Origin of the sequence: Campylobacter concisus, from assembly GCF_002913225.1 — a bacterium.
In the GTDB taxonomy this organism is placed as follows: Bacteria; Campylobacterota; Campylobacteria; order Campylobacterales; family Campylobacteraceae; genus Campylobacter_A; species Campylobacter_A concisus_J.
The window spans coordinates 72,680-98,930 of the sequence record NZ_PPAW01000023.1; the positions used below are offsets into that span (position 1 = coordinate 72,680).

The window sequence follows — 26,251 nt, forward strand, 5'->3', positions numbered from 1 at the left end:
CCTCTTTCGTTTAAAAAATGCTTAATGTTATCTAAAATTTGTTTAAAAAAATCTTTGCAAAAGTGGGGAAATATGGGCTTGGGGCGATTAAACGCCCCGGAGTTTAAATAGCTATTTAACGTTAAAGCTTCTTTGAGCTAGGTCGTAGTCGTTTTGTCTTTCGTTGTACATATTTTCAGTTGTGACTGCACCAAGAGAACATTTTCCGCCAAGTCTTACACGATAAGGCGTATAAAGCACGGCATCTTTTTCGTCGCTACTTAGCGTGTAAAAGCTTAGCACGCGGTCATCTTTTATGCTTTTATACTCAACTTGCAAGCTGTTTTTTAAGCTCTTGCTAAAGTTGCTTAAATTTTCATTTATCGGCTCAAAGCAACTGCTTACGATCTCGTTTATAACGCCGTTTTTAACCATTGTTTTTGAGTTTATCACCACTTTTGAGTAGATGACGTCATTTACTTTTAGGCTGTTAATATCTAACTCTTTGCCTTTTTCATCGACAAAAACGCGGTAGATATCAAGCTCTTTTGGCTCGATCTTATGCCTAATATCAAGCGGCAAGTAAGCGTAGCTTAATATAGTTGCGTAAAGCTTGTTTGAGCCTAGTGGAGCGATGCTAAATTCGCCATTTTTTGTAGTAAATGACGTGCTTAAAAGACCGTCAAATTCTTTACTTTCGCCGTTGTAGCTAAGCTTAAATTTATTATTTTTCTCGCCGTTATCTTTGCCAAAGTATGCATTTAGCGCTCTTAGCGTAAATGCACGCTCCTGCGTTGAGCTTAGCTCATTTAAATTTACTATCAAGAAATTTGCAAGGTCGTCTGAGTAGTCGTTTTTCTCAAAGTATTTTGCGTGCAAGTATAAGATAAAGGCGTTATCTCTTACTTTTGAGCTAAAATCAGATGGATTTTCTTCGCTTGTTTTAGCATTTTTGATATCTTTTAGCGCGACCTTTGCCTCGTCATTTAGGCCATTTAGCTTTAGAGCTGCTGCCATTAGGTATTTACTTAGTGCTGTTTTATTGTAGGCTTTGTCGTCGTAAATTTTATTTAAGATTGACCTATCAGCCATATTTGCACGTGAGCTTACATAAAGGGCGTAAAGTGTCTCAAGGTCGTTGTTTGTGTATTTTAAGAGAGAGTTTAGCGCATTTTGTTTGACGCCTTTGCTTACCTCATATCCAGCCTCGCTAAGATCAAGTAAAACATCAGTTGCAAAGATGCTTGCAAATGCATTTGTCTCGCCTAGATCGCTCCAGTAGCCAAAGCTGCCGTCTGGTTTTTGCATCTTAACTAGCTCATCTATGCCACTAACGATAAATCTCTTTTGGTCGCCCTTTTCAAGCTCATCTTTTGGTTTTAAATTTAAAAGCGCAAGCAGTCTTGAGCTCCTTTGCTCCGCACATCCATAAGGATACTCTACTAAATTCTTTGAAGCTGCCAAAAGCACGCTTGAGACCGAGCTTGACGCATCAACGCTCACATCGTGATAGCCTTTTGGAAGCGAAATTTTACTCTCTTTGTCAAAGACACTGCTCTTTGCGTAGGTGCTGATCGTATAAGGGCTAACGACATCTAGTAAATTTTGAAGCGTTTTTGAGCTATTTTTGTCGCTTACTGTTATATTGTATTCGCCAGCACCTGTTTCAAGGGCTGAAATTTTAAGCACAAACGCCTTGTTTTCAAGCGGCTTTAGGTTGGCTTTTTCTTGCGTTTTGATGTTTAAATTTTTACTTGTTACTATGTTTATAGTAAGGTTTTTGTCGGCATTTGTTGTATTTATAAGCCTTAAATTTGCGCTTAATTCATCGCCTTTTAAAAGATAAACTAAAGCGCTTGGCTTAATGATCACATCATCTTTTACTTTTATCTCGCTATTTACGGCGTTCATTGCAGTTGTGTCATTTGCCACAGCATCTACTCTAATGGCGCCGTTAAAGCCATTTGGCGTTTTAAATTCGTATGAAATTTCGCCTTTGTCGTTCGCTTGAAGGCTCACTAAATTAGCATAAGTTTTTACATTTTTGCTATCAACTGGGCTTGCATGCTTTGCCATTTTTGCCGCCACAGCCATCGCCGCAGCATCACCGCCAAAGCTTAGCGTTTTGCCCTCGACCTTGTAGTTTGTAAGCATATTATAGATGTCGTAGTCAAAGACGCCATCAGGTAAAATTTTGTCAAAAAACTTAAGCGGATCGGCTGGTTTTTGCGATGTGATATCAAGCACGCCAACATCTGTGATAAATAAATTTACGTAAGCTTTTGGCTTTGTTTTTAGTGAAATTTTGATATTTTCATCGCTCTTTGCACTTTTTGGCGCTTCTAGGCTAAGCTCTATCTTTCTTGAAGATTTATCACCATTTGCATAGACCTTGCCGTAGGTTCTAAACGGAGTTAGTCCAGCGTCAGTCATGCGGTAGATATTTGCGCTCACATAAAGGCCGTTAAAGTCAAAGTCGAGCTTAAATTTAACGTTTGCTGAGTTGTTTTTGATCTTGACGACCTTGTAGGCTTTGACACCTGCATCTTCAAGCGTGACAAGTGCGATGCCTTCTTTTATGGCTGAGCTTATGTCTGCGCTTAGCTCGTCGCCTTTTTTATAAACGCTTTTGTTTAGTTTTATCTGAGACTTGCTAAGCTCTTTTGTAGGGGCTAGGGTTGAGTAGTTGTAGCCGCTCACGTCCATATCAAGGCTCGTGCTCGCACCACTTACTAAATTTGTAGCAGTGATGACGTATGAGCCACTTTGCGTAAATTTATAGCTAAACTCGCCACTATTTTTATAAAAACTATCCACATCTTCAAGTGTTTGGATCCATTTTATATAGCCGTTTGCGTCCCTTTGATACTGCCATGAGACACGTTTTATATCAAATTTCAAATTTGACTTCACTGCCTTTTGGCTTGGCATATCAATAACTACTGTTCTTATCTTTACATCTTCGTTTGGATCAGCAAATGCCGTGCTAGCAGCGATGCCAACCATATCTTTGTAAGGATAGAGCGTAAAGCTTTTAGCGTCACTTACGTTTTTGCCATCGTCATTTACGTTGAAATTTATGACACCTTTTATTATTGATGGTGCGTTTTTGGTGTTAAAGCTAAGATCTATCATTTGGCTTGATTTGCCATCTTTTGAAAGAGTTAGATCATTTTCTATGCTTGGATAGGCAGCCGCTTTTAGGGTGTCATTTTTAAATTTATACTCTTTAAATTCGCTATTTTTATACTCATCATCAAAGAAACTAACCTGCATACTGCCAGCTAAGTCGCTAGCTGCTCCGCCAAAGAGATAACTACTTGTTAAATTTACCTTTACTAGCTCGTTTGCAAAGAATTTATCCGCGTCTATGGCTATGTCATTTTTTATCTTGTTTGGCACGAAGCTCTCGACGTAAAATGGCACACTCGCTATCACTTTGCTAGCGTAGATTATCTGCATGTTAAATCTACCGCTTAGATCGCTTAAAATTTCTTTTTCAAAATTTATCATGCCAACATCATTTGTATTTTGCGTGATCTGGGCGCTACTTTTGCCTTGCGGATCGATAAATTTGATCTTAACTGGCATATTTTTAAGCGGGTTAAAGTCCCTATCTCTTAGATAAATTGCTCCTTTTAAGCTCTCGTTTGGTCTTATGATATTTGAGGCAAAATGCGTGTAAGCATCGATGCTCTCGCTTGGATTTTGACTGATGAGCTTTGCCTCATTTAGCGCTTCGCTATCTTTTATGATGAGGAAATTTTGCTCCTTGCCAAGTGAGACGACGACTGATGAGATCTCTTTGTAAATATCTTTTTTGTTAAATTTAAAGACGCCAACATCATTTGTCGCGCCAACTGCGATCTCTTCGTTTCTTTTGCCATAAATTTTTACATTTGCGTTTGGCAGCATTGTGTTTTCGCCAAGGCGGTTTGCAAAGACGAAAATTTCGTCCTTACCAAGCTTTGCATTTATGGCGATGTCGCTTAGATAGACGACCTTTGAGACGCTCTTATCTTTGCCGTAGTTTAAGCTTATCTTATAAACTCCGTCTCCTGCTCCTGCAAAGTCAAGCTTGATCTTGTTTAGTGAAATTTCGTTTAATGCACCTTCTAGCTTGTAGCTTTTGCTTGCTACTTTTGAGCTAAAATTGCTTAGATCTTCGCTATTGTCGTTGAAATTTAAAAAGTATCTAAAATTTTGATCGCTTAACTTTTCAACGCTCACATTTAGCTCAGGTAAATTTGCACTTCTAATGCCGATCTCGCCCACACTTGAGATATATGGCTCTTCGTTTGTGAAATTTGCAAATGGAGTGAAGTTGCTAGCGACCACCTCGTAGGTTTTGGCCTCTCTTACGACATTTCTATCGTCTCCAAAGCCTGGCTTTATCGTGATCTCGTAGCTATTTTGCGGTTTAAACTCATCGCTTGTGATATCGATGTAATAATCATACCCCTCAAGCTCAGAATTTGGCGCGCCATTTTCATCGTCATTTTTATATGCCACGTCGCTTATACTAAAGCTTTTTACGCCTTTTATCTTTATAAATTTCTTTAGATTATTATCATCGCTTAGCCACTCTTTTAGATAAATTCTAAAAGCTAAGATGCCATTATCAAGGCTTGTCGGATAGATTTTAGCTATCTCAAAGCTTTTAGCTTCGGCATTTATATTTACGCTCTCACTGCTTGCTTGCTCACTAAATTTCACCACGCCATCGCCTGCAAGCTTAGCGCCAAATTTACTCTCAAAATTTTCTCCAAACTCAAAAACAGGTTCGCTTATATTTTTATCAAGATCAAGCTCAAAGCTGTTTTGAGAGAGCTGCAAGGCATTAAAGCTTGCACCTTTTACGGCTATTTTTTTTACAAGCTCTTCACTAACTTCGTCATTAAATTTAAGGATAAATTTGCTATCAGTGAGCTTTTCTATCTTCTCAAGCGCAAATTCTTTCGTCTCAAAGCTAGCGCTGCTGCCATTTTCTAGCTTACAGCTATACTCTACGCCTGCGTGCATATCTTTTGTAAAGAGCGTAAGGCTTTGAGCGTTAAATTTCACCGTGCCACTTAGCGCTGGCTCACATGAGATGAGTTTTTTCTCGCTTAGCGTGTCTATGAGATTTTTGCTAACATCATCTTCTAGTCCAAATTCCACGCTTAAAGGCGACTTTACCTCGACATTGCCATTTAGGCTTAAAGCATATAAATTTACTGCTCCTAAAAGTGCTAGAAGTAGCGCTTTTTGCTGCATTTTATCTCCTTAGTTTTATTGTTATTTCACTTTGATTTGAGTTTTGATCAAGGCATTTTAAAGTGTGCTCGCCAAGAGTTAGATCTAGCCTTTTTTCGCTTGCATTTTCTATCTTAGAAAAGTTCAAATCATCCACTTTTAAGTAAATTTCATCACCTAAAAACGCGTAGCATTTTAGCATAATTTGTGTTACATTTTCATCTGTCACGATCTCTTCGCCGTTATACGGATAGGCAAAAACTGGCTTTTTGTCTTTAAAAACTTCAGCACAAGGGCTATTTTTGACCTCGTTCTTGTCTAAAAAGCCATTTTTTATCAAAAACTCAAGCTCCTCGCCCCTTAAACTCTCGCACTTATCTTGCAGTTTAACTCCAACTATCCTATCATCAAGTGCCGTTTTTTTGCATGTTTCATAATTAAAAGCATCAAGGCAGGTTGGCACTTTTTCGATGCCCTCTGGCTCGCTCATAAAGCTTAAATTTCTTTTTTGAGCGATGAGCTTAAACATATCAAAAACGATCTTTGAAACGTCATTTAGTCCAGTTAGCTTGTCGGTTTTTTCGGCGTTAAAGTTGCCCACCCAGACGGCTATTGTGTAGTCCTCATCAACTCCAATAGCGTAAAGATCGCGTGAGTTTGCACTTGTGCCTGTTTTAAAGGCGATTTTTGGTGTGTTTTGCGCGTATTGCCAAGCATTTTTTAGATATGACCTTGAGGCCTCGCTCATCATTTTGGCGGTTAGATATGCGCTTTGAGGCGAGATGAGGGTTATGTTTTTGTCCTCATTTTTGTAGTTTTTGCCCGCAAACTCAAGCGGCCTATAAACCCCGCCATTTGCGTATATCGTATAAAGATGCGCAAGATCAAGTAGGCTCATCTCAGCGCTACCTAAAACTATCGAAGAGCCGTAAAATTCCTTGTTTTCATCAACTAAATTTACCTTTTCAAGCAGCTCATAAAGCGAGTTATCTTTTAGCTTTAAGTCTAAATTTATAACTGGGATATTGAGGCTAAAATTTAGAGCGTCCTTTGCGCCTACAAGCCCCAAAAAGTCGTTACTAAAGTTCTTTGGCACATATTCATTTATATAAATTTGCGTATCGATTAGCTGCGAGTTTGGCGTGATGAGACCACTATCAAGCGCAAGCGAGTAGATAAAAGGCTTTAGCGTGCTGCCGGTGTTTCGCTTCATATTTAGGGCTGAGTTTTTGCCGTCGCGTGCGCGCTCATCGTGCGAGCCTATGAAGGCAACAACGCTCATTTTTTTATTGTCAATGACCACGGCTGCGGCGTTATTTGCGTTTTTAGCCTTTAGCGAAAACATCGCATCTTTTAAAATTTTAAGCATATCTTTTTGTAAATTTAGATCCAAGCTCGCCTTTGAAATTTGGTTTTTAAAAGCGACATTTGAGTAGTCGCTAGCATTTACGACAGCTCTTATCCTTACATTTTTAAATGGCTCAGCTTGTGCTCTTTTAAAGGCGCTAAGATCAATTAAATTTGCCTTATAAAGCATCTTTATGACCCTGTTTTTTAGGGCATTTATGTTTGAGACGCGGTCAAGTCTATTTTTATTTGGATTTTTAGGGATCGTGCTTAAAAGTGCCGCCTGAGCGTAGCTAAGCTCGTTTAGCTCCTTGCCAAAGTAAAAGAAGCTTGCTGCCTTTGCACCCTCGATATTGCCGCCATAAGGGGCTAAATTTAGGTATAAATTTAAAATTTCATCCTTGCTAAAGTGAAGTTCAAGCTGAAATGCTCTAAAAATTTCTTTTATCTTATTTTTATAGCTCCTATCACTTGGCTCAAGCATCCTAGCCACTTGCATCGTGATAGTGCTAGCGCCTATGCGGTTGTCGCTTCTTAGGTTGTGAAAAAATGCCCTAAAAATGGAGGCAAAATTTACGCCAAAATGGTAGTAAAAGTACCTATCTTCAAAGAGAACGACGCATTGTTTTAGCGAGTTTGGGAAGCTTTGCTCGTGAAATCTCCAAATTCCGTCGCTACTAAGCTTCATATTTATGATCTCGCCATTTTTATCAAGCAAAATTTTGGCTTCGTCTTTTTTAAGCGCATCTAAATTTAGTGGATAAATTTGATCAAGTATCAAAAATATAGCGACCATTAGAGCAAAAAATAGGGCAAGAAATTTTAAAAATTTAAACTTTTTCATCGGCGTGATTATAGCTGTTAAAGTTTAAGTAGCTATAATTAGGCCTTTTTAAAAAAGAGGAAACAATGCCCTTATCTAGGTTAAACAAAGAACAATACACCGCCGCAACTGCGCCATTTGGACACAATCTCATCATCGCTTCAGCTGGCACTGGCAAGACTAGCACGATTGTCGCTCGCATCGCATATCTTTTAAATTTAGGCGTAAAGCCTGAGAAAATTTTGCTTCTAACTTTTACAAACAAAGCAGCCAGCGAGATGATAGAGCGCTTAAATAGGTATTTTGACAAACAAATCACCTCTAAAATCACTGCAGGCACCTTTCACTCGGTCTCATTTTCGCTTTTAAAAAGCCTTGATAAAGGCGTCACGCTAAAGCAGCCAAGCGAGCTAAAGACGCTTTTAAAAAGTCTTGTTGAGAGGCGTAAATTTTACCATTTAAGCGACGTCAAGCCTTATGGCGGGGCATATCTATATGATCTTTACTCGCTCTTTCAAAACAGCGAACAAGGCACAACTTTTGGCAAATGGATAAGTGAGAAGAGCGAAGAGCAGGGCGTTTATGCTGAAATTTATGAAGATGTTTTAGAGGAGTTTGAGGCTGAAAAGGCTAAATTTTCTTACGCTGATTTTAACGACCTTCTCATAAAAATGCGCGATGAGCTAAAAAAGGGGGCAAATTTAGCTTATGATGAAATTTTGATCGATGAGTATCAAGATACAAACACTCTTCAAGGCAGCCTCATAGACGCATTTAAGACAAAGAGCCTATTTTGCGTAGGCGATTTTGACCAGAGCATCTACGCATTTAACGGCGCAAATATCGAGATCATTGGCTCATTTAAAGATCGCTTCCCAAACGCAAACATCTACGCTTTAAATGTAAATTACCGCTCAAGCTCAAGCATCCTTGCCCTTGCAAATAAGGTGATAAATAACAACCCAAGGCTTTATGAAAAGCACCTCACAGTTAGCCGAGATGGAAATTTCAAGCCTCCAAGGCTGCTTGTCTATAACGAGCTTTTTGATCAGTATCAAAATATCGCTGATATCATCTCGCTCTCGCCATTTAATAGAGAAAATATCGCCATAATTTTTAGAAATAACTCATCAGCTGATGGCATCGAAGTCGCGCTAAAAGAGCGAGGCATCGGCTCAAAGCGAAAGGGTGGGGTGAGCTTTTTTGAGAGCCGTGAGATCAAGGCGCTCATCGACATCATGGGAATTTATGTCAATCCAAAAGATATAATGGCATTTATCCACATCTGTGAATACGCAAAGGGCGTTGGCAGCGCAGTTAGCAAAGAAATTTTTGATGCACTTCTTAAGCTTGGGCATGGAAATTTGATAAAAGGGATAGTTGAGCCAGATGAGAGCGTAAATATCTCATCAAACAAAAGGCGAAACTATCAGCTGGGCCTTTTTGACGACCTTGACGAATTTGCCGAAGTTTCAAGGTTTTCTAAGCTTGGCTTTAGCGATAAATTTCTAGGCCACCCGGTGCTAAAACTACAAAAGCTAAGCGAGAGTGGGGCGCAGTTTTTATATGAAATTTACAACTTTTTACGAGGCATGAGAAATATCTCAAAGCCAGCCACGATGATAAATGAGATAAAAACTAGCAAAATTTACTCGTTAATCGTCGAAAACATCAGCACAAAAAGGGCAACTCTAAAAAATGGCAACGTCGATCTTGCGCTCAAAGAAGAGGTCAAAGAGCGCATAATGGCAAAGAGCGTGGTGTTAAGCGAGCTAGCTAAAAAATATCAAGATATCAGTAAATTTTATAACTTCTTAGCCCTTGGAAGCAACGAGATGAGCGAAGGGCAGGGCGTTAGCTTGCTTAGCGTGCATGCGAGCAAGGGGCTTGAATTTGATCAAGTTTTCATCGTAGATCTCGCGCAAAATCGCTTTCCAAATTTAAAGCTAATGAGCATGGGTGGTAGCCTAGAAGAAGAGAGGCGGCTCTTTTACGTAGCAGTAACCAGAGCAAAAGACGAGCTATATCTTAGCTATGCAAAATACGACAAGATAAAGAAGGTCAATTATCAGCCAAGTAGGTTTTTGATAGAGGCTGGCATGGCAAAAGAGGAAGCTTAAAGAGTATTTACTCTTGTGAAGTAGAATTTATCAATTTTTTACAAAGAGAAGCGATGAAAAAAACTAAAATTTTAATAATCCTGCTTATTTTAGGCGTTGGCGGATACTTCGTCTATGATAAATTTTTCAATATAAAAGATGAAAAGGTGGAGTTTATCACTAAAAAGGCAAAGAAGGGCTCATTTAGCAAGAAAGTCGATGCGACTGGAGAAATTTTCGCCACCGAGCTAATCGACGTGGGAGCTCAGGTGAGTGGTCAGATAAAAAAGCTATACGTTAAGCTTGGAGATCAGGTAAAAAAGGGTGATATGATCGCAAGTATCGATAGCTCGACCCAGCAAAATAGCATTGATAATAAAGAAGCACAGCTTGCCATCTACAAAGCCCAGCTAGAAAGCGCAAAAGTGGCTCTAAATATCGCTAAAACGCAGTTTGATAGAGAAAACGCACTATTTTCTAAAAACGCCACTTCAAAGCAAGAATTTGAAAGCGCAAAAAACACATATAGTGCAAATAGCGCCAAGATAAAAGAGCTTGAAGCACAGATTAAGCAGACAAATATCGAGCTAAGCACCGCTAAGATAAATTTAGGCTACACAAAGATCACCGCACCAAGAGACGGCACCGTAGTAAGCGTGCAGGTCGAGGAGGGTCAGACTGTAAATGCCAACCAAACTACGCCAACTATCGTAAATATCGCTGATCTTAGCCATGTAAAGATGAAGATGCAAATAGCAGAGGGCGACATCACAAAGATCAAAGTCGGCACGCCGGTTGAGTACTCGATCCTCTCTGAACCAACGAAGAAATTTCAAACGACTGTTAGCTCGATAGATCCGGGGCTTACTACGCTAAGTGATGGCAGCTACGGCTCAAGTAGCAGCAGTAAGTCTTCATATTCAAGTAGCTCAAGCAGCAGCTCGGCGGTTTATTACTACGCGCAAAGCATTGTTGATAATAAAGATGGAATTTTAAGAATAGGTATGACCACACAAAACGAGCTTTTAATAGCAAATGTCGAGGACGCCATCATCGTGCCAAGCATCGGCATCAAAAAAGATGAAAACGGCACTTTTGTCTATGTGCTAAAAGATGGCAAGCCAGTAAAAACAGCGGTCAAAACCGGCATAAAAGACAACCTCGATACGCAGATCATCAGCGGCATAAACGAGGGCGATGAGATCATCACATCTCAAGGCTCATCAAGCGAGATCGCTAAGATGATCGCAAAAGAACATAAGAAGTTTTAAGTGATAAGCCTAAAAAACATCACCAAAAGCTTTAAGCTAGGCGAAAATGAGATAGAGATCTTGCATGGCATAAATTTAGAGATAAAAAAGGGTGAGTTTATAGCCATCATCGGTCAGTCTGGCTCTGGTAAATCAACCCTGATGAACATCCTTGGCTGCTTAGATAGCCCAAGTGGTGGGCAGTACCTGCTTGATGGCAAAGAAATATCAAAATTTGATAGCGACTCGCTTGCCAAGCTTAGAAGGGATAAATTTGGCTTTATCTTTCAAAGATATAACCTGCTTAGCACGATGAATGCCCTTGAAAACGTAGCGCTGCCTAGCATATACGCAGGGGCAAACAAGAGCGAGCGAGAGAAAAGAGCTAATGAGCTTCTTGGCTCACTTGGACTTAGCGAAAAAGCAAAAAATTTACCAAATAAACTTTCAGGCGGACAACAGCAAAGGGTCTCCATAGCAAGGGCGCTGATGAATGGCGGCGAGATCATTTTAGCAGACGAGCCAACTGGCGCGCTTGATAGCAAAAGTGGGCTAAGAGTGATGGAAATTTTGGTTGATCTTTACAAAAAAGGCCACACTATCATCATCGTCACACACGACCCAAAGATCGCCGAATACGCAAGCAGGGTGATCGAGATAAAAGATGGCAACATCGTAAGCGACAATGTAAAAAATAGCAAAATTTACGAAACCGTAAAGCAAACTCAGCCAGAAAAGAGCAAATTTACCTACTATAAAGACCAGCTCATAGAGAGCTTTAAAATGTCGGTAAATGCGATGCTAGCTCATAAACTAAGATCGCTTTTAACCATGCTTGGCATTATTATCGGCATAACCGCAGTCATTAGCGTCGTGGCCCTTGGCAAAGGCTCGCAGGAGCAAATTTTAGCTGGTATCAGAAAGATCGGCACTAACACGATCGACATCATGCCCGGTAAAGGCTTTGGCGATATGCTCTCAGGCAAGGTAAAAACGCTCTCCATAAGCGACGCAAACATGCTTGCTAAGCAGTCCTTTCTGGACTCAGTCACACCAAATACAAGCACTTCAGGCGTGCTAACCTATGAAAATATCTCGCTAAGTGCGAGCCTAAAAGGTGGTGGAGTAGGGAGCTTTGACGTAAATGGGCTAAAGCTAGAAGAGGGCAGAATTTACGATGAAGACGAGGTTTTAAACTCTGATTCAGTTGCTCTAATCGATCAAAACACCAAAAATAGTATCTTTAAAAATGATGATCCTATCGGTAAGATCATACTTTTTAACAAAAAGCCACTTCGCATTATCGGCGTTTTGCAAAAGGATGATTTTAAGATTGGCGACGCCAGCACGCTTAAAATTTACGCCCCTTACACGACTGTGCTAAACAAGGTCACAGGGGATAAATTTATAAGCTCGATCACAGCTAAAGTAAATGAAGGTGTCAATGCGCAAATCGCCGAAAAGAGCCTAAGCGAGCTTTTAGAGATCAAGCACGGCAAAAAGGACTTTTTTACAAGAAACTCAGACAGTATCAAACAAACGATCGAAGAGACCATCTCAACCATGCGCCTTCTCATCTCAAGCATAGCCGTCGTTTCGCTCGTAGTTGGGGGCATAGGCGTCATGAATATCATGCTAGTCTCAGTCACCGAGCGCACCAAAGAGATAGGCATAAAAATGGCGATCGGAGCCAGACAGAGCAACATCTTGCAGCAGTTTTTGATAGAGGCGGTGCTACTTTGCCTAATAGGCGGTGCCATCGGCATCGTCCTATCCTATGCTATTGGCTACATCTTTAACAACTTCTTAAACGGCTTTAGCATGATCTTTTCAAACGGCTCGATCGTGCTTGCACTTGTCACATCGATGGCGATTGGCATCATCTTTGGCTACATGCCTGCCAAAAACGCCTCAAAACTAAATCCAATAGATGCGCTTTCAAGGGAGTAATATGAAATTTCTAAGTCTAGCTTTAGTGCTCGTTTTAAGCGGTTGCGCTGTTAAAAATATAGATGAAAACTACAAGCAAATTTTACTTGAAGATAACGCCAGTGACGAGCTAAATTTAGACACTTCTTGGTGGAAGCAGTATGAGCAAAACTATCTTGATGAGCTTGTAGCGCTTGCGCTTAAAAACAACACCGACCTTGCAAAAGCTGCGATAAATGTAAATAAAGCGCTCGCTCAAGCTGGTGTTTTGCAGGCAAATTTAATACCAAGCTTTAACGCTGGCGTCGAGGCTGGAAGTAGCAAAAATATAAAAGAGGGCGGCGCTTCTAGTAGAAGTTTTGGCTCAAGCATAGGGCTTAGCTACGAGCTTGACCTTTGGCAAAAGCTAGCAAATAGCAAAGACGCAGCGATGTTTGAAGCAGATGCTAGCAAATTTGACCTAGAAGCCGCCAAACTAAGCGTAATAAACTCCGTAACAGATGCTTATTTTCAGATCTTATATCTAAATGAGAGCATTAAAACTTATGAGCAAATTTTAGAAATTTATAACAAACTAAACGAGATAGTTGAGCTTAAATTTAAGCTTGGCAAAGAGGAGGCACTAAGCTTAAAACAGATAAACTCACAGCAACTAAACGCTCAAAATAAGATAGAAAGCGCCAAAAAAGAGCTTGTGAGCGCTAAAAAAACGCTTAGGATTTTGCTAAATAAGAGGCCAGAATTTGAGCTTAAATTTGAAGCTCTCACGCTAAGTCCCGTTAAAAGAGTGGGCGTTGATCTTGAAGTGCCAACAAGTGCCATAGCAAACCGACCTGATCTAAGAGCGGCCATTTTCCGCATAGAAGAGGGTATCTTAAACTACAAAGCGAGCCAAAAAGAGTTTTATCCAAGCATCACGCTAGGAGCCAGCCTAAAAAGTAGCACCGACAAAAAAGAGGAAGCCTTTAGCCTTAAATTTCTAAATGGAAACATCGCTTTAAATTTGCCATTTTTAAACTACCACAAACTAAAGTCAAATTTAAAGGTTAGCGAGGCGAATTTCGAGCTTGCAAAGCTAAACTACATAAGCACTCTAAATAGCGCGCTAAACGAGATAGACGCATTTTACAAAGGCTACTTAAATGACGAAGCACTACTTACAAACTACCAAGAGCAGATAAAAAACTACGAGGAAATTTCAAAAATTTATGAGCTAAAATACTCTTACGGCAAGGTCGAGCTAAAGCAGTTTTTAGAGGCGAAAAACAGCGAGCTGGAGGCCAAAATAGGGTTACTAAAAGCAAAATACACGCTTTTACAAGATGAGCTAAATATCTACAAAGCGATGGCTGGCAAATTTAATAGGTAAATTTATGAGCTTGGCTTGGGACTACGAGGCAAACGCGTGCAGCAAGGATGGCAAATTTAGCGCTAAATTTGAAGGCTACGAGGTCGCTATGGGCGCTCCAACCCTTGGTGAGCTACGGCTTTTTATAAATGGCGAGCACTATCTAAATTTAAAAAACGAGCTCTTAAACCACGCAAAAACGCTATCAAATTTGGATCAAAATTTAGTTAAAGATGGCAGCACTCATCAAATTTTACTTAGCGAGAGAGCGACTGCTTGCTTTTTGTTTTCAGACGACTCTAAATTTCTAGCTTTTTCTGAATGGACGGCAGATAAAATGCAGATCGTAAAGATACTTCGCCTAGCCGATATCAGCATAAAAACTGACAACAAACGCAAAAGAGTAGTGGAATTTCTCTCATTTGATGACGGCGTGCTTAAAATTTTAGACTCACCGATCTTTATGCCCAAAAACTATACACTAGATATTCGCACACTTTTTAATGATAAAATTTAATTCACGCACTTTGTCTTTAAAAATAGTTTTCAGGTGTGTTTTCATAGTAAATTTAACTACTAGCTCTTAAATTTAGCACGAAAGATCACTCAAATCTAAAAATTTAACGCAAAAGATAACTCTTTGATATACAAAAACAATTTTTTAGTTTTATAAGTTGCCTTTGAATGGCAAAATTAACTCCTTGCTTTAAAATTTAACGCGCAAGATAATATTTGGCGCATAAAAACAGATATCACGCACTATTCTTATTTTTAGCACGTATAAGATTGCCTTATCGGCTTTTAAAAAACACTCGCTTTGGATTAAATTTGCTTTCAAAAATGCCATCTCAAGCAAGTACTTTATTTACATTTATCGCGGCTTTTCAAGGGTTGTGCTACTTTTTAGAGCAAGAAGCACAAGCACTCAAGGTAACTCTCGCTCGCCATTTTCAAAATAGGGTAGATCAAATTTTAAGTTATATATAAGATAAATGCAAATTTCACAATTTTTGAAAAGTGTAAAATTTAACTAATTTTCTTACAAATTTTTTTACGCCAAATTTAATGGATAAATTTTGATCACACAAAAGATAAAATGCAAAACCTAGCCAAATCTAGCCATTTAAAACTTTTAAACGAGTAGAATAAAGATTTTAAAATATCAATTTGAAAATTATAGTTTTCAATACAAAATATATAAAATATCTTGCATTTTACCTTTTGTCATATTTTGGTATTGCAATTATGGTTGATTTTAAATTTGCTTTTATGCTTGGTGATTTGAGCTTGAAATGGTTAAATTTTCAAAAATGGAGCAATAAATTTTAAAATTTGAGTAGAAAATGTTTTTGGTTCAAAAGCAAAACTTGCATTTGAAAATTAAATAAGCAGATATCCTTTGTGCCTATCAAATCACAATAAATGAATTTGCGTTTTTTTCTAAAACTTATCTTTGATGTTTCTTTGGGTGATCAAAGAACAAAGCTTTTGCACTGCCCTCTTTTAGCTCTTTAAATTTACACTTAAACTCTATACAAAAAATCCCTGAAGTTGGGATATTATCGATCGATGAGTCGCTTAGATATTCGCAAATTTCAGTTATGCTTGGATTGTGCGTGATGATAAAAATTTCATCTAAATTTTTATCCAAATTTCTTACAAACTCTAAAAGATCCTCAAAGCTTATGTCATAAAGCTCGTCTTTTATCTCTATGGATTTTTCTTTAAATTTTAAAGTTTTAGCGATGATTTTTGCTGTTTGCTCGCATCTTTTAGCACTGCTTGAAAAGATAGCTCCTGGCATCACATCATACATTTTTAGCCTGCTAGCCATAAATTTAGCGTCTTCTTTTCCTTTTGGGCTAAGCTCTCTTGAAGCGTCTTTTGCGCCGTCTTTGTTCTCATCGACTGCTTTTGCGTGCCTTATGAAGTAAATTTTGCTCATGATCTCTCCTTTGAGAAATTCTTTATCCAACTAAGTTCTTCCTCGCTAAAACCTGCCTTTAAGCGGTCTTTTTCGTTGATCTCTCTAATGCTTTTAAATGAATTTGGATATAAATTTAATATGATGTCAAAGTAGCTTTTCTCATTGACACCCTCTTTTTTACAGGCAAATTTAAACCATTTATCGCCCTTATAAACGTGAGAAACTTCCTCTTTTAAGATGACTTTTAGGCACTCAATAAGCTCCTCATTGCCACCCTCGCCCTCTAGCCTTTTAATGATGTGAGCGTTTGCGTCAAGGCCGTTTGCCTCCATATATCTTGGTAGCAGTGCCATGCGGCTAGTGAGCTTGTCTGAAGTCTTTTGAAGTGCGATAAAAAGGCCGTCATGTACGCTTAGCTCGCCGTATCTGCCGCCTTGTTTTGTGAGTAAATTTTCTATCATACAAAAGTGCCTGATCTCATCCTCAGTCACCTCCAGCCAGTCCTCGTAAAACTCCCTTGGCAGCCCTCTAAACCTATAACAAGCATCAAGCGCGATGTCAATGGCACTAAACTCGATGTGAGCGACTGAGTGGATGAAATTTAGGTTTTTATCTTTTGGCTTTACCTTTTTGTTTAGCTCTTTCATACTAACGACGTCGCAAAATTTAGCGTAGCATGGGGTAGTTAGCTCATTTGGCGCAGAAATTTCATCAAAACAAATATCCAAATTTGATCTAAATTTCTCGTAAAACAGCTCAAATTTTAAAAATTTAAGCCCCACATCGCCTTCGTTTAAAATGTCCCAGATCTCATCAAAAAATCTCATCTGCTCTCTTTAAGTAAAATTTAGCATACAAACAGCCGACAGTCCAGCCTATAAAGTGCGCGTACCATGCGACATTTATGCCCATAAATAGCGGCAAAAAGCTCATGGCTATCAGGGTGGCAAAGTATCCAAACCACGCCTTTTTATCCGAGTAAAGTAACGAGGTCGCCAGCATGCCAAAGAGCATAGACAAAGCGCCGCTTGCACCGACTAAATTTATAAATTTCTCATTTTCAAATGCAAAATATATATAAATAAAGCTTAAAATTTGCGTCAAAACGCCACCAACGATATAAAAAATGATAAATTTTTTCGTACCAAGATATAGCTCGCTCACCGTGCCAACTTGATATAAAAAGAGCATATTCATGAGCAAGTGACCTGCGCCTGCGTGTATAAAGATAGATGTGAGAGGCTGAAATAGATAGAATTTTTCTAAAAAATAGATATTTAAGCCAAGCGCGAGCCATAACTCACGCGAGTGCAGAAAGGTGATACCAAAAAATGCAGCTAAATTTAAAAGGATAAGTGCAAATGTAGCTGGGCTACTTAGCTTTGCCATATCCAGCAAATCTATTTGCCGCAAGGCAGCTAGCGTTTGAGCATCTTACGACGTAGCTGTTTATCTCTTTGTCGCCCTTTAGATGCGTGTTTTTTTGTTTTAAATTCATATAGCTGTGGATGATCCTGCCACCAGAGTTGTGGATAAATTTCACCGTCTCGTCTGGGAGTATAGCTGTTACGATGCCGACGTGAGTGACGTTTTTCTTGTCTTTATTTTTTTGTATGCCTTTACCAAGGGTGTTTGAAAAGAAGATAAGATCGCCTTTTTTTGGATTTTTATGAGTAATTAAATTTTGGCTTTCATAGAAGTTGTAGATGGCTTTTGACTTTCTGCCACCCTTGCTGTAGTAGTTATTGATGGTTTTTTCATCAAAATACATATTTTTATATTTTGCATTTACGATAGAGACAAAACCTGAGCAGTCGCCCCCTGCTCTAGTGTTTAAGTATTTTTTAAAAAATGAACCAAATTCTTTATCTGCTCTGCCGTCATCTTCGTCTAAAAGCTCACTTGAAGTTTGCCTGCTAAAGTCTTCGTTTATAGAGGTAGTTTGATTATAGTCATTTTGTGGGATTTTAGGCTCATTTGAGGTGAAAGAACAACCTGTAAAAAGCGCAATGCAGAGTGCAAAAAATATTCTTTTATTTATTAAACTTAACATATTTTTATCCAAAATAATTAATTTTCGTAATTTTAACTCTTAAATGTAAATAAAGCGAAAATAGCGCCCTGTTTTCTTTACTCTAAGTTTAAAAACAATATAATCGGCAAAAAATATATTTTCTTAAGGCAAAAAATAATGATGCACTATCTAAAAATAGAAGGCAATGCCAAATTAAGCGGCGAAGTAAAGATCAGCGGAGCCAAAAATGCCGCCCTACCTATCATCGCCCTAACCCTACTTGCTAAAAATAAGATAAATTTAACAAATATCCCAAATGTCGCTGACATAAAGACGCTTTGTCAGTTGCTAGTTAATCTTGGCGCAAAGTGCGAATTTAAAGATGAAAACTCACTAAGTATCGACACGAGCAGTGTAAATTCGACCACGGCGAACTACGACATCGTTAGAAAGATGCGTGCTTCTATCTTGACGCTGGGTCCGCTTCTAGCGCGCTTTGGACACTGCGAAGTGAGCCTGCCTGGTGGCTGCGCGATCGGACAAAGGCCAATAGATCTGCATCTAAGCGCACTTGAGAAAATGGGCGCAAATATCGAGATAAAGCAAGGCTACGTTGTCGCAACCGCACCAAATGGCCTAAAAGGCGCAAAGATAGTTTTTGATAAGATCACCGTAACTGGCAGCGAAAACATCATCATGGCAGCGGCCCTAGCGCACGGCACGACAGAGCTTTTTAACGTCGCACTTGAGCCTGAAGTGGTGCAAATTTGTGAAATTTTGGCAAAAAGTGGCGTAAAGATAGAAGGCATCGGCACGAGCGAGCTAAAGATCACTGGTAGCGGTCAAAAGCTACTTGAAATTTGCGATATCGAGGTCATCCCAGATAGGATCGAGGCTGGCACATACCTTTGCGCTGGAGCTATCACAAATAGCAAAATTTCAGTCACAAGGGCGAATGCTGCGCACATGACAGCCATTTTAAATAAATTTGAAGAGATGGGCTTTGGTATTGAAGTGGATGGCGATAAGATCACGATTTTGCCGACAAATGAGATAAAACCAGTCGAGATAAGAACGACTGAATATCCTGGCTTTCCGACCGATATGCAGGCTCAGTTTATGGCGCTTTGTCTAGCAGCAAATGGCGTTAGCACGATAGATGAGAGGCTTTTTGAAAACCGCTTTATGCACGTTAGTGAGCTAGCTAGGATGGGCGCAGATATCCGCCTAAATGGCCATATCGCAAGCGTTTATGCCCCTGCAAATTTAAACGCAGCTGATGTTATGGCGACTGACCTTAGAGCGAGCTCAGCGCTGATACTAGCTGCTCTTATCGCAAATGGCGAGAGCTTGGTGCATAGAATTTATCACCTTGATAGAGGCTACGAGAGGCTTGAGGAGAAATTTAAAAGCCTTGGGGCAAAAATAGTTAGGCTTGAGGAGTAAAAATGCTAGTAAATGACGCACTTGAGGCTTTAAGGGCTAAATTTAGACCAAAAAATGAGAGTGAAATTTTACCTCTTAGCGAGGCTCTTGGCAAAACCTTAGCAAATGACGTGATAGCTGTTAAAGACCTGCCCTGCTTTGATAACTCAGCGCTTGATGGTTTTGCGGTTAAATTTGATGAGAAAGATGAGCCTTATAAGATCATCGCATGTGCCTTTGCGGGCGATAAAGAGCAGCTAAGTATCGGCAAAAACGAGTGTGTGAAGATAATGACAGGCGCTAAGATGCCAAAGGGCTCTGATACGGTCATGAGATTTGAAGATTGCGTCGTTGAGGGCGAGTTTGTAAAAGCGCCAGCTAAGCTTAAAAAAGGCGAGGCTTACCGCTTTAAGGGCGAAGAGACAAAGGTTGGTGAAATTTTACTAAAAAGTGGCGAAATTTTAGACACAAGAAGCGTGATGATGTTAGCAGCTCAGGGCATAAGCTTTATAGAAGTTAAAAAGCAACCTAGTGTTGGAATTTACTCAAGCGGAAATGAGATCATCGAGCCTTGGCAAAGAGCGAGCGAGGATGAAATTTACAACGCAAATGCCTTTGGCATAGCTGCACTTCTTAGCTCAATCGGTCAAAAAAGCTCATATCTTGGCATTATAAAAGATGAGCTTAGCGCCGTAAAAGAGGCATTTTTAAACGCTACAAACTACGACATCGTTATCTGCTCTGGCGGAGCGAGCGCTGGCGAGGCTGACTTTATGAAGATAGCCTTAAGCGAGCTTGGATACGATGAAATTTACTCACACCTTGACATAAGACCTGGCAGACCTTGTAAGGCTTACGAAAAAGACGGCAGACTTGTTTTTATCTTGCCTGGCAACCCTATGGCTGCTTATCTTTGCACGATGATGCTTGTTTTGCCACTTCTAAAAAACGAGTGCTTTGTGACGCAAAAAGCTATAAATAGCGAAAATTTAAAGGTAAAATCGGGCAGAGCAAATGCTGTTTTTGGCAATATAACTGATGGTAAATTTATAGCAACTGATGGCGGAAAATATGGCTCAGGCATGATAAATCATATATTAAAGAGCGATTTTGTGCTGATAACTAGCCCTGATCAAAGTGAAATTTCACAAAATAGTGAAATTTTAGTCATAAAACTTCCATAATCCTTGACAAATGAAAAACAATCTGATAAAATGCGGACTTCATTTTGATTGCGGGAATAGCTCAGGGGTAGAGCACAACCTTGCCAAGGTTGGGGTCGCGAGTTCGAATCTCGTTTCCCGCTCCATCTTTTTTATATTCATTCTTTTATTTTCCACAAAACTTTTTGCAAATGAAGTCAGCATCTATCCGATGTATTGTGTCGTAAATGATCAAATTTCACTCAGTACTTTTGGCTTTGAAGGCGAAGATAATGAAATTTTAAACTTAGAGGGTAAAAGAGCAGCCAAGATAGATAGCAAAAAACTCTATGAAATTCTAACAGCAAATTTTAAAACATATAATGACAAAAGCGGCGGTAGCGTGGCTTTTGTGAAAAACTGCTCTATCATGGATGAAATTCAGATGCAATTTCTAAGAGAGATCAGCAACGAGTATCCAGGCATCAGTGTGAGCGATCTTAGCATCAGCCCGCAAAACAAACTCCCTGCAAATTTTAAAGACTTAGTCTTTAAAAATATCTTTTTAAACGATCAAAATAGCCAAAAAGGCGTTTTTAGAGCCTCATTTGAGGATGTTGATCTAAGCTTAAAGAGCCTTTATTTTAAATTTAGCTTTAACGCCAAAATGCCAGTTTTTATCGCTATAAATTCAATGAACACAAACCACATTTTAAGCCTGCTTGATTACCAACCAACGATGATTGAGTTTAGCAAATGGCCACGTGACGCGCTTTTTGGACTTAGTGCCTCAACACTTGTTACAAAAGTACAGATAAGAAGCGGAGAAATTTTAACCAAACGCCAGTTTAACGCCATAAGTTTAGTCAAAAAAGGTCAAATGCTAAATGCAGTCTTAAGCGAGGGTGGTGTCAAGATAATCGCTGAAGTAAAAGCGCTTGAAGATGGAAATTTAGGCGATATGATAAAGATAAGAACAAGAGAAAATAAAATTTTACAGGCCACAGTTTCAGGCAAAGATGAGGCGATTATCAGATGAAAAAAGTAGTTTTTGCAGCCACCGGAGCAAGTGGAGCTGGGCTTTTTCTAAAGCTAATAAATGCCGCCAAAGATAGCTGTGAGGCGCACGTCATAGTTAGTAAAAACGCCATGAAAGTTTTGGAGGCTGAAGAAAATTTGAGGCTAAATTTAAATAATCTTGGCGTGAAAATTTATGATGATTTGGATCTTAGCGCTGGTCCAGCATCTGGCTCATTTGGCACGGATGCTATAATCATAGCGCCCTGCTCTACCAACACTCTAGCAAAGGTTGCAAATGGCATAAGCGACACGCTCATCACAAGGGCTGCAAGCGTCGCGCTAAAAGAGAGGCAAACCCTAGTTTTGGGCGTTAGAGAGATGCCGTTTTCTGCGATCGTACTTTCTCAGATGCAGCTACTCTCATCTCTTGGAGCTACCATCGCTCCGCCAGTTTTAGGCTACTACGCAGGCATAAAGAGCCTTCATGATATGGAAAATTTCATCATCGGCAAGTGGCTTGATGCCTTAAAAATCCAAAATAATCTTTACAAAAGGTGGCAAATTTGAAAAAATCTTGCATCTATCCAGGGACCTTTGACCCCATCACAAACGGCCATTTAGACGTCATCATAAGGGCTACAAAAATTTTTGACAAAGTAATAGTCGCAGTCGCAAAAAGTGATAGCAAACAGCCGATGTTCGCACACAAAAAGCGCATAGAGATGGCAAAAGAGGCAGTCTGTGAGCTAAAAAACGTAAGCGTGCTTGGCTTTGATAACTTGTTGGTTGATTTTGCTAAGTCGCACGGCATAAACACTGTCATCAGGGGGCTTCGCGCTGTTAGCGACTTTGAATACGAGCTACAAATCGGCTACGCAAACGCTGCGCTTTGGGACGAATTTGAGACAGTTTATCTTATGCCAAGCTTAAATAACGCTTTCATTTCAAGCTCGATCGTCCGCTCAGTCTTGCGCCACGACGGTGACGTGAGCAACCTAGTGCCAGCAAAAATTCTTAAAAATTTAAAGGCGTAAAATGTATGTTTTGTTTGAAGGCATTGACGGCGTTGGCAAGAGCACGCAGATAGAAATTTTAGCCTCTAAATTTAGTGATGTCATCGTCACAAAAGAGCCAGGCGGCACGCAGCTTGGTGAAAATTTACGTGAAATTTTACTAAGCTCAAACATAAAAATAGGCAAAAGGACTGAAATTTTACTCTTTTTAGCTGACAGGGCTGAGCATTTTGAAAAGCTGGTTGCTCCAAATTTAGGTAGGCTCATTTTAAGCGACAGAGGCTTTATCTCGGGCATCGCCTACGCTTTAGCAAATGATGAAAACTTAGATGAAAACGTGCTTTTAGAGCTTAATAAATTTGCACTAAATGATAAATTTGCAGATAAGATCATCTTTTTTGAAGCAAGCTCTGAGCTTATAAGCTCGCGTCTAAAAAATAGAGGCACTAGCGATAAGATCGAGGCTCGAGGGTTAGAGTATCTTTTAAAAGTGCAAAGCCTGATGAAGCAAATTCTTATCAAAAATGGCTTTGAAACGCTTTTTATAGACGCGTCTAAAAGCATAGAGCTAATTTCAAAAGAGATAGAAAATTTTATAAATTTTAAGTAAAATCACAAAAAAATAAAAAAGGATAATGCGATGATAACGGCACTTCGTGGCATGAAAGATATGCTTCCAGCTCGCGCAAAACTTTACGCACAGATAATAAAAACCTGCGAGGAAGTCGCAAAAAACTACGGATATGAGCAAATTTTGACCCCGCACCTCGAGGAGACGGCGCTTTTTAAAAGAAGTGTCGGCGAGAGTAGCGACATCGTGGGTAAAGAGATGTATCAGTTTGAAGACAAAGGCGGCAACGACGTTTGCTTGCGTCCTGAGGGCACAGCTGGCGTTGTTAGAGCGTTTATCGAGGCAAAACTCGACAGAGCAAACGTGACAAAACGCTGCTTTTATCACGGCTCGATGTTTCGCTATGAGCGCCCGCAAAAAGGCCGTTTAAGAGAGTTTCACCAGTTTGGCTGTGAGTGCTTTGGCGAGGGCAGCGTCTATGAGGATGCGAGCATTATCTTAATGGTGAGCGAAATTTTTAACAGACTAAATATAAAAACAACCCTAAAGATTAACTCGCTTGGCGATGAGAGCTCGATGAAGTCTTACAAAGCAAAGCTTGTTAAATTTCTAGATGAAAACGATGAAAAAATTTGCGAAGACTGTAAAAGACGCAAGCTTTTAAACCCTATCCGCGTGCTAGACTGCAAGGTCGAGAGCTGCCAAGAAATTTACAAAAATGCCCCAGTCATCACTGATAGCTTAAGCTGCGAGGCGCAGGCTGATTTTGCAAAGCTGCAAGAAATTTTAACAGCAAATGGCGTTAAATTTGAGATAGATACCAAACTCGTTCGCGGCTTAGACTACTACTGCAAGACGGCGTTTGAGTTTATAAGCAACGAGATCGGCTCACAAAGTGCAGTAGCAGGGGGTGGCAGATATGATAGGCTGGTTGAATATCTTGGCGGTAGAGCAAGTTACGGCGTTGGTTTTGCGATGGGTGTTGAGAGGATAATGGAAATTTTAGGTGAGACCCAGGATGAGCGAGCTGGAGTTTATCTTTGCGCGCTTGATGCGCCAAATTTAGACTTTGTCTATGCGCTTGGCTCTAAACTTCGCAAAAAATATCAGGTTGAAATTTCTTATGAAGCCAAAAAACTTCAAAAACATCTGCAAAATGCCGACAATAAAAATGCAAAAATTTTCCTTTGTGTGGGCGAAAATGAGATGAAAGAGAATAAAATTTGGTATAAAAATTTAGAGACCAAAGATGAAAAAACGATAAATTTAGATGAGCTTGAAAAGGAGCTGGGATGAATGATTTTGGACTTAGCATTTGGGGCAATTCAAATTTTGTGATAGAAGACGGCAAAGTCTGCATAAACGAAGCTAGCAAGCCAGCTATCATTGACATCGTGCGTGATATCAGGGACGACGGATATAGAGGACCACTACTACTTCGCTTTCCGCACCTTATCCAAAAGCAGATCGAGCAGATCCACGCAAGCTTTGCAAAGGCAAAGAAAGAATTTGCCTACAAAGGCAGCTTTAACGCCGTTTTTCCGCTTAAAGTAAATCAATATCCAGGCTTTGTAAAAAATCTAGTTCGCCTTGGCAAGCCCTATAACTACGGCCTTGAGGCTGGTAGCAAGGCTGAGCTACTTTTAACGATGGCTTATAACAACGACAAAGCGCCTATAACGGTAAATGGCTTTAAAGATAAAGAGATGATAAATATAGGCTTCATCGCCGCAGAAATGGGGCATAACATCACACTAACGATCGAGGGTTTAAACGAGCTTGAAGCGATAATCGCCATCGCAAAAGAGCGCTTTAAACCAAAACCAAAGATCGGACTTAGAGTGAGACTACACTCGACAGGATCGGGGCTCTGGGCAAAAAGTGGTGGCATACACTCTAAATTTGGCCTAACATCAACCGAGCTAATAGAAGCTGTAAAGATGCTAAAAAAGGCAAATTTACTTGAAAACTTCACGATGATACACTTTCACATCGGCTCTCAAATAAGCGAAATCCACCCTCTTAAAAAGGCACTCATCGAGGCTGGCAACATCTACGCTGAGCTTAGAAAAATGGGTGCAACAAATTTAAAAGCGATAAATTTAGGCGGCGGTCTAGCGATTGAATACTCGCAGTTTAAAGAGGAGAGTAGCAGAAACTATACGCTAAACGAATACGCAAACGACGTTGTTTATATGCTAAAAACCATAAGCGAGCAAAAAAAGGAGATCGAGCCAGATATTTTCATAGAGTCAGGTCGCTATATCGCCGCTTCTCACGCGCTTTTGGTCGCTCCTGTGCTTGAACTTTTTTCTCAAGAATACACCGAAGAGAAGTTAAATTTAAAGAAAAACAATCCAAATTTAATAACCGAGCTAGTTGATCTTTATAAATCAATCAAGCCTTCAAACGCCCTAGAGTACCTGCACGACGCCATCCATCACACCGAGAGCATCCTTACGCTCTTTGATCTAGGCTATGTCGATCTGCAAGATAGATCAAACGCAGAGGTGCTTTTAAGGCTCATTAGCAAAAAAGCTGTCGTGATGCTTGGCAACAAGAGCAACTCAAGCGATCTAACCAAAATTCAAAAAGAGGTTCAAGAGAGATACTTGCTAAATTTCTCGATCTTTCAAAGCTTGCCAGACTTTTGGGGGCTAAAGCAAAATTTCCCTATCATGCCGCTTGACAGGCTTGATGAGCGCCCTACTCTGCCAGCTTCGATCTGGGATATCACTTGCGATAGCGACGGCGAGATCAGCTATGATGACGAGAAAAACCCACTACTTTTGCACGATGTGGATGTGGAGAAGGAGGATTATTTCTTGGGATTTTTCCTAGTTGGCGCATATCAAGAGGTAATCGGCATGAAGCACAACCTCTTTACTCATCCGACAGAAGCTACCGTGGAGATAACAAGTGACGGCTACAAGATCACAAATTTACTAGAGAGCCAGTCGATCCTTGATATCATGGAGGACATGGACTACGATATCTACGAGATCCAAGACACTCTAAATGAACGCTTAGAGAAATCAACTCTGATAAACGAAACACAAAAGAAGCAAATTTTGGGCGAACTTTATCTATTTTTAAATGACAATAGCTACTTAAAGACAATCAACTAAA

Annotated in this window: 20 protein-coding genes and 1 tRNA gene; 15 read left to right on the forward strand and 6 right to left on the reverse strand. The window is 39.8% G+C overall.

The window, feature by feature from the left end; translation table 11 throughout:
• Positions 1-111: 111 nt before the first annotated feature.
• Positions 112-5,235 carry an alpha-2-macroglobulin family protein gene (locus CYP26_RS05615; RefSeq protein ID WP_103630701.1) on the reverse strand — a complete coding sequence of 1,708 codons (5,124 nt, stop codon included), beginning with the start codon at positions 5,233-5,235 and terminating at the stop codon, positions 112-114.
• 1 nt (position 5,236) lies between these two features.
• Complete coding sequence (gene pbpC, locus CYP26_RS05620) at positions 5,237-7,405, reverse strand: penicillin-binding protein 1C (protein WP_103630702.1); 2,169 nt, start codon at positions 7,403-7,405, stop codon at positions 5,237-5,239.
• A gap of 65 nt (positions 7,406-7,470) precedes the next feature.
• Between pbpC and CYP26_RS05625 the strand changes: the two genes are divergently transcribed.
• From CYP26_RS05625 to CYP26_RS10175, 6 genes are all read left to right on the forward strand, one after another.
• Entirely contained in the window at positions 7,471-9,504 is a 2,034-nt protein-coding gene (locus tag CYP26_RS05625) for an ATP-dependent helicase (RefSeq protein WP_103630703.1), read from the forward strand.
• Positions 9,505-9,557: 53 nt separating this feature from the next.
• The gene (locus tag CYP26_RS05630) at positions 9,558-10,754 is read left to right on the forward strand and encodes an efflux RND transporter periplasmic adaptor subunit (protein ID WP_103630704.1); all 1,197 of its coding nucleotides are present in this window, start codon (positions 9,558-9,560) and stop codon (positions 10,752-10,754) included.
• The gene (locus CYP26_RS05635) at positions 10,755-12,683 is read left to right on the forward strand and encodes a MacB family efflux pump subunit (protein ID WP_103630705.1); all 1,929 of its coding nucleotides are present in this window, start codon (positions 10,755-10,757) and stop codon (positions 12,681-12,683) included.
• Between the two features lies 1 nt (position 12,684).
• Complete coding sequence (locus CYP26_RS05640; protein WP_103630706.1) at positions 12,685-14,031, forward strand: TolC family protein; 1,347 nt, start codon at positions 12,685-12,687, stop codon at positions 14,029-14,031.
• 4 nt (positions 14,032-14,035) lie between these two features.
• Positions 14,036-14,527: a flagellar protein gene (locus CYP26_RS05645; RefSeq protein ID WP_103630707.1), complete on the forward strand. Its 492-nt coding sequence runs from the start codon at positions 14,036-14,038 to the stop codon at positions 14,525-14,527.
• Positions 14,528-14,742: 215 nt separating this feature from the next.
• Positions 14,743-14,997, forward strand: a complete 255-nt coding sequence (locus CYP26_RS10175) for a hypothetical protein (RefSeq protein ID WP_141090085.1) — start codon at positions 14,743-14,745, stop codon at positions 14,995-14,997.
• 460 nt (positions 14,998-15,457) lie between these two features.
• Here the strand turns inward: CYP26_RS10175 and CYP26_RS05650 are convergent, their stop codons facing one another.
• The 4 genes from CYP26_RS05650 to CYP26_RS05665 are packed head-to-tail and all read right to left on the reverse strand — an operon-like array spanning position 15,458 to position 17,990.
• Positions 15,458-15,955, reverse strand: coding sequence for a SixA phosphatase family protein (locus tag CYP26_RS05650; RefSeq protein ID WP_103630708.1), 498 nt, complete (start codon positions 15,953-15,955; stop codon positions 15,458-15,460).
• The gene (locus CYP26_RS05655; protein ID WP_103630709.1) at positions 15,952-16,764 is read right to left on the reverse strand and encodes a ferritin-like domain-containing protein; all 813 of its coding nucleotides are present in this window, start codon (positions 16,762-16,764) and stop codon (positions 15,952-15,954) included. The genes CYP26_RS05650 and CYP26_RS05655 overlap by 4 nt, the downstream gene beginning before the upstream one ends.
• Positions 16,751-17,326, reverse strand: coding sequence for a rhomboid family intramembrane serine protease (locus CYP26_RS05660; RefSeq protein WP_103630710.1), 576 nt, complete (start codon positions 17,324-17,326; stop codon positions 16,751-16,753). Before CYP26_RS05660 ends, CYP26_RS05655 begins: the two co-directional genes overlap by 14 nt.
• A complete protein-coding gene (locus CYP26_RS05665) occupies positions 17,310-17,990 on the reverse strand; it encodes an NlpC/P60 family protein (protein ID WP_103630711.1) in 681 nt (226 codons plus the stop codon). The genes CYP26_RS05660 and CYP26_RS05665 overlap by 17 nt, the downstream gene beginning before the upstream one ends.
• A gap of 138 nt (positions 17,991-18,128) precedes the next feature.
• Between CYP26_RS05665 and murA the strand changes: the two genes are divergently transcribed.
• The 9 genes from murA to speA all read left to right on the forward strand — a co-directional run bounded on the left by murA (position 18,129) and on the right by speA (position 26,250).
• On the forward strand, positions 18,129-19,397 hold the full coding sequence (gene murA / locus CYP26_RS05670) for a UDP-N-acetylglucosamine 1-carboxyvinyltransferase (protein ID WP_103567538.1): 1,269 nt from the start codon (positions 18,129-18,131) through the stop codon (positions 19,395-19,397).
• 2 nt (positions 19,398-19,399) lie between these two features.
• Positions 19,400-20,560 (forward strand): molybdopterin molybdotransferase MoeA, encoded by a 1,161-nt coding sequence (locus tag CYP26_RS05675; RefSeq protein ID WP_103630712.1) that lies wholly within the window; start codon positions 19,400-19,402, stop codon positions 20,558-20,560.
• 50 nt (positions 20,561-20,610) lie between these two features.
• A tRNA-Gly gene (locus CYP26_RS05680) sits at positions 20,611-20,685 on the forward strand.
• A gap of 65 nt (positions 20,686-20,750) precedes the next feature.
• Positions 20,751-21,557 (forward strand): flagellar basal body P-ring formation chaperone FlgA, encoded by an 807-nt coding sequence (flgA, locus tag CYP26_RS05685; protein WP_103630713.1) that lies wholly within the window; start codon positions 20,751-20,753, stop codon positions 21,555-21,557.
• Complete coding sequence (locus tag CYP26_RS05690; RefSeq protein ID WP_103630714.1) at positions 21,554-22,105, forward strand: UbiX family flavin prenyltransferase; 552 nt, start codon at positions 21,554-21,556, stop codon at positions 22,103-22,105. Before flgA ends, CYP26_RS05690 begins: the two co-directional genes overlap by 4 nt.
• On the forward strand, positions 22,102-22,572 hold the full coding sequence (gene coaD, locus CYP26_RS05695; RefSeq protein WP_103630715.1) for a pantetheine-phosphate adenylyltransferase: 471 nt from the start codon (positions 22,102-22,104) through the stop codon (positions 22,570-22,572). The genes CYP26_RS05690 and coaD overlap by 4 nt, the downstream gene beginning before the upstream one ends.
• Before the next feature lies 1 nt (position 22,573).
• Positions 22,574-23,161: a dTMP kinase gene (gene tmk, locus CYP26_RS05700; RefSeq protein WP_103630716.1), complete on the forward strand. Its 588-nt coding sequence runs from the start codon at positions 22,574-22,576 to the stop codon at positions 23,159-23,161.
• Between the two features lie 30 nt (positions 23,162-23,191).
• The gene (hisS, locus tag CYP26_RS05705; RefSeq protein ID WP_103630717.1) at positions 23,192-24,418 is read left to right on the forward strand and encodes a histidine--tRNA ligase; all 1,227 of its coding nucleotides are present in this window, start codon (positions 23,192-23,194) and stop codon (positions 24,416-24,418) included.
• Positions 24,415-26,250 carry a biosynthetic arginine decarboxylase gene (gene speA, locus CYP26_RS05710; RefSeq protein WP_021086180.1) on the forward strand — a complete coding sequence of 612 codons (1,836 nt, stop codon included), beginning with the start codon at positions 24,415-24,417 and terminating at the stop codon, positions 26,248-26,250. Before hisS ends, speA begins: the two co-directional genes overlap by 4 nt.
• Position 26,251 lies beyond the last annotated feature (1 nt).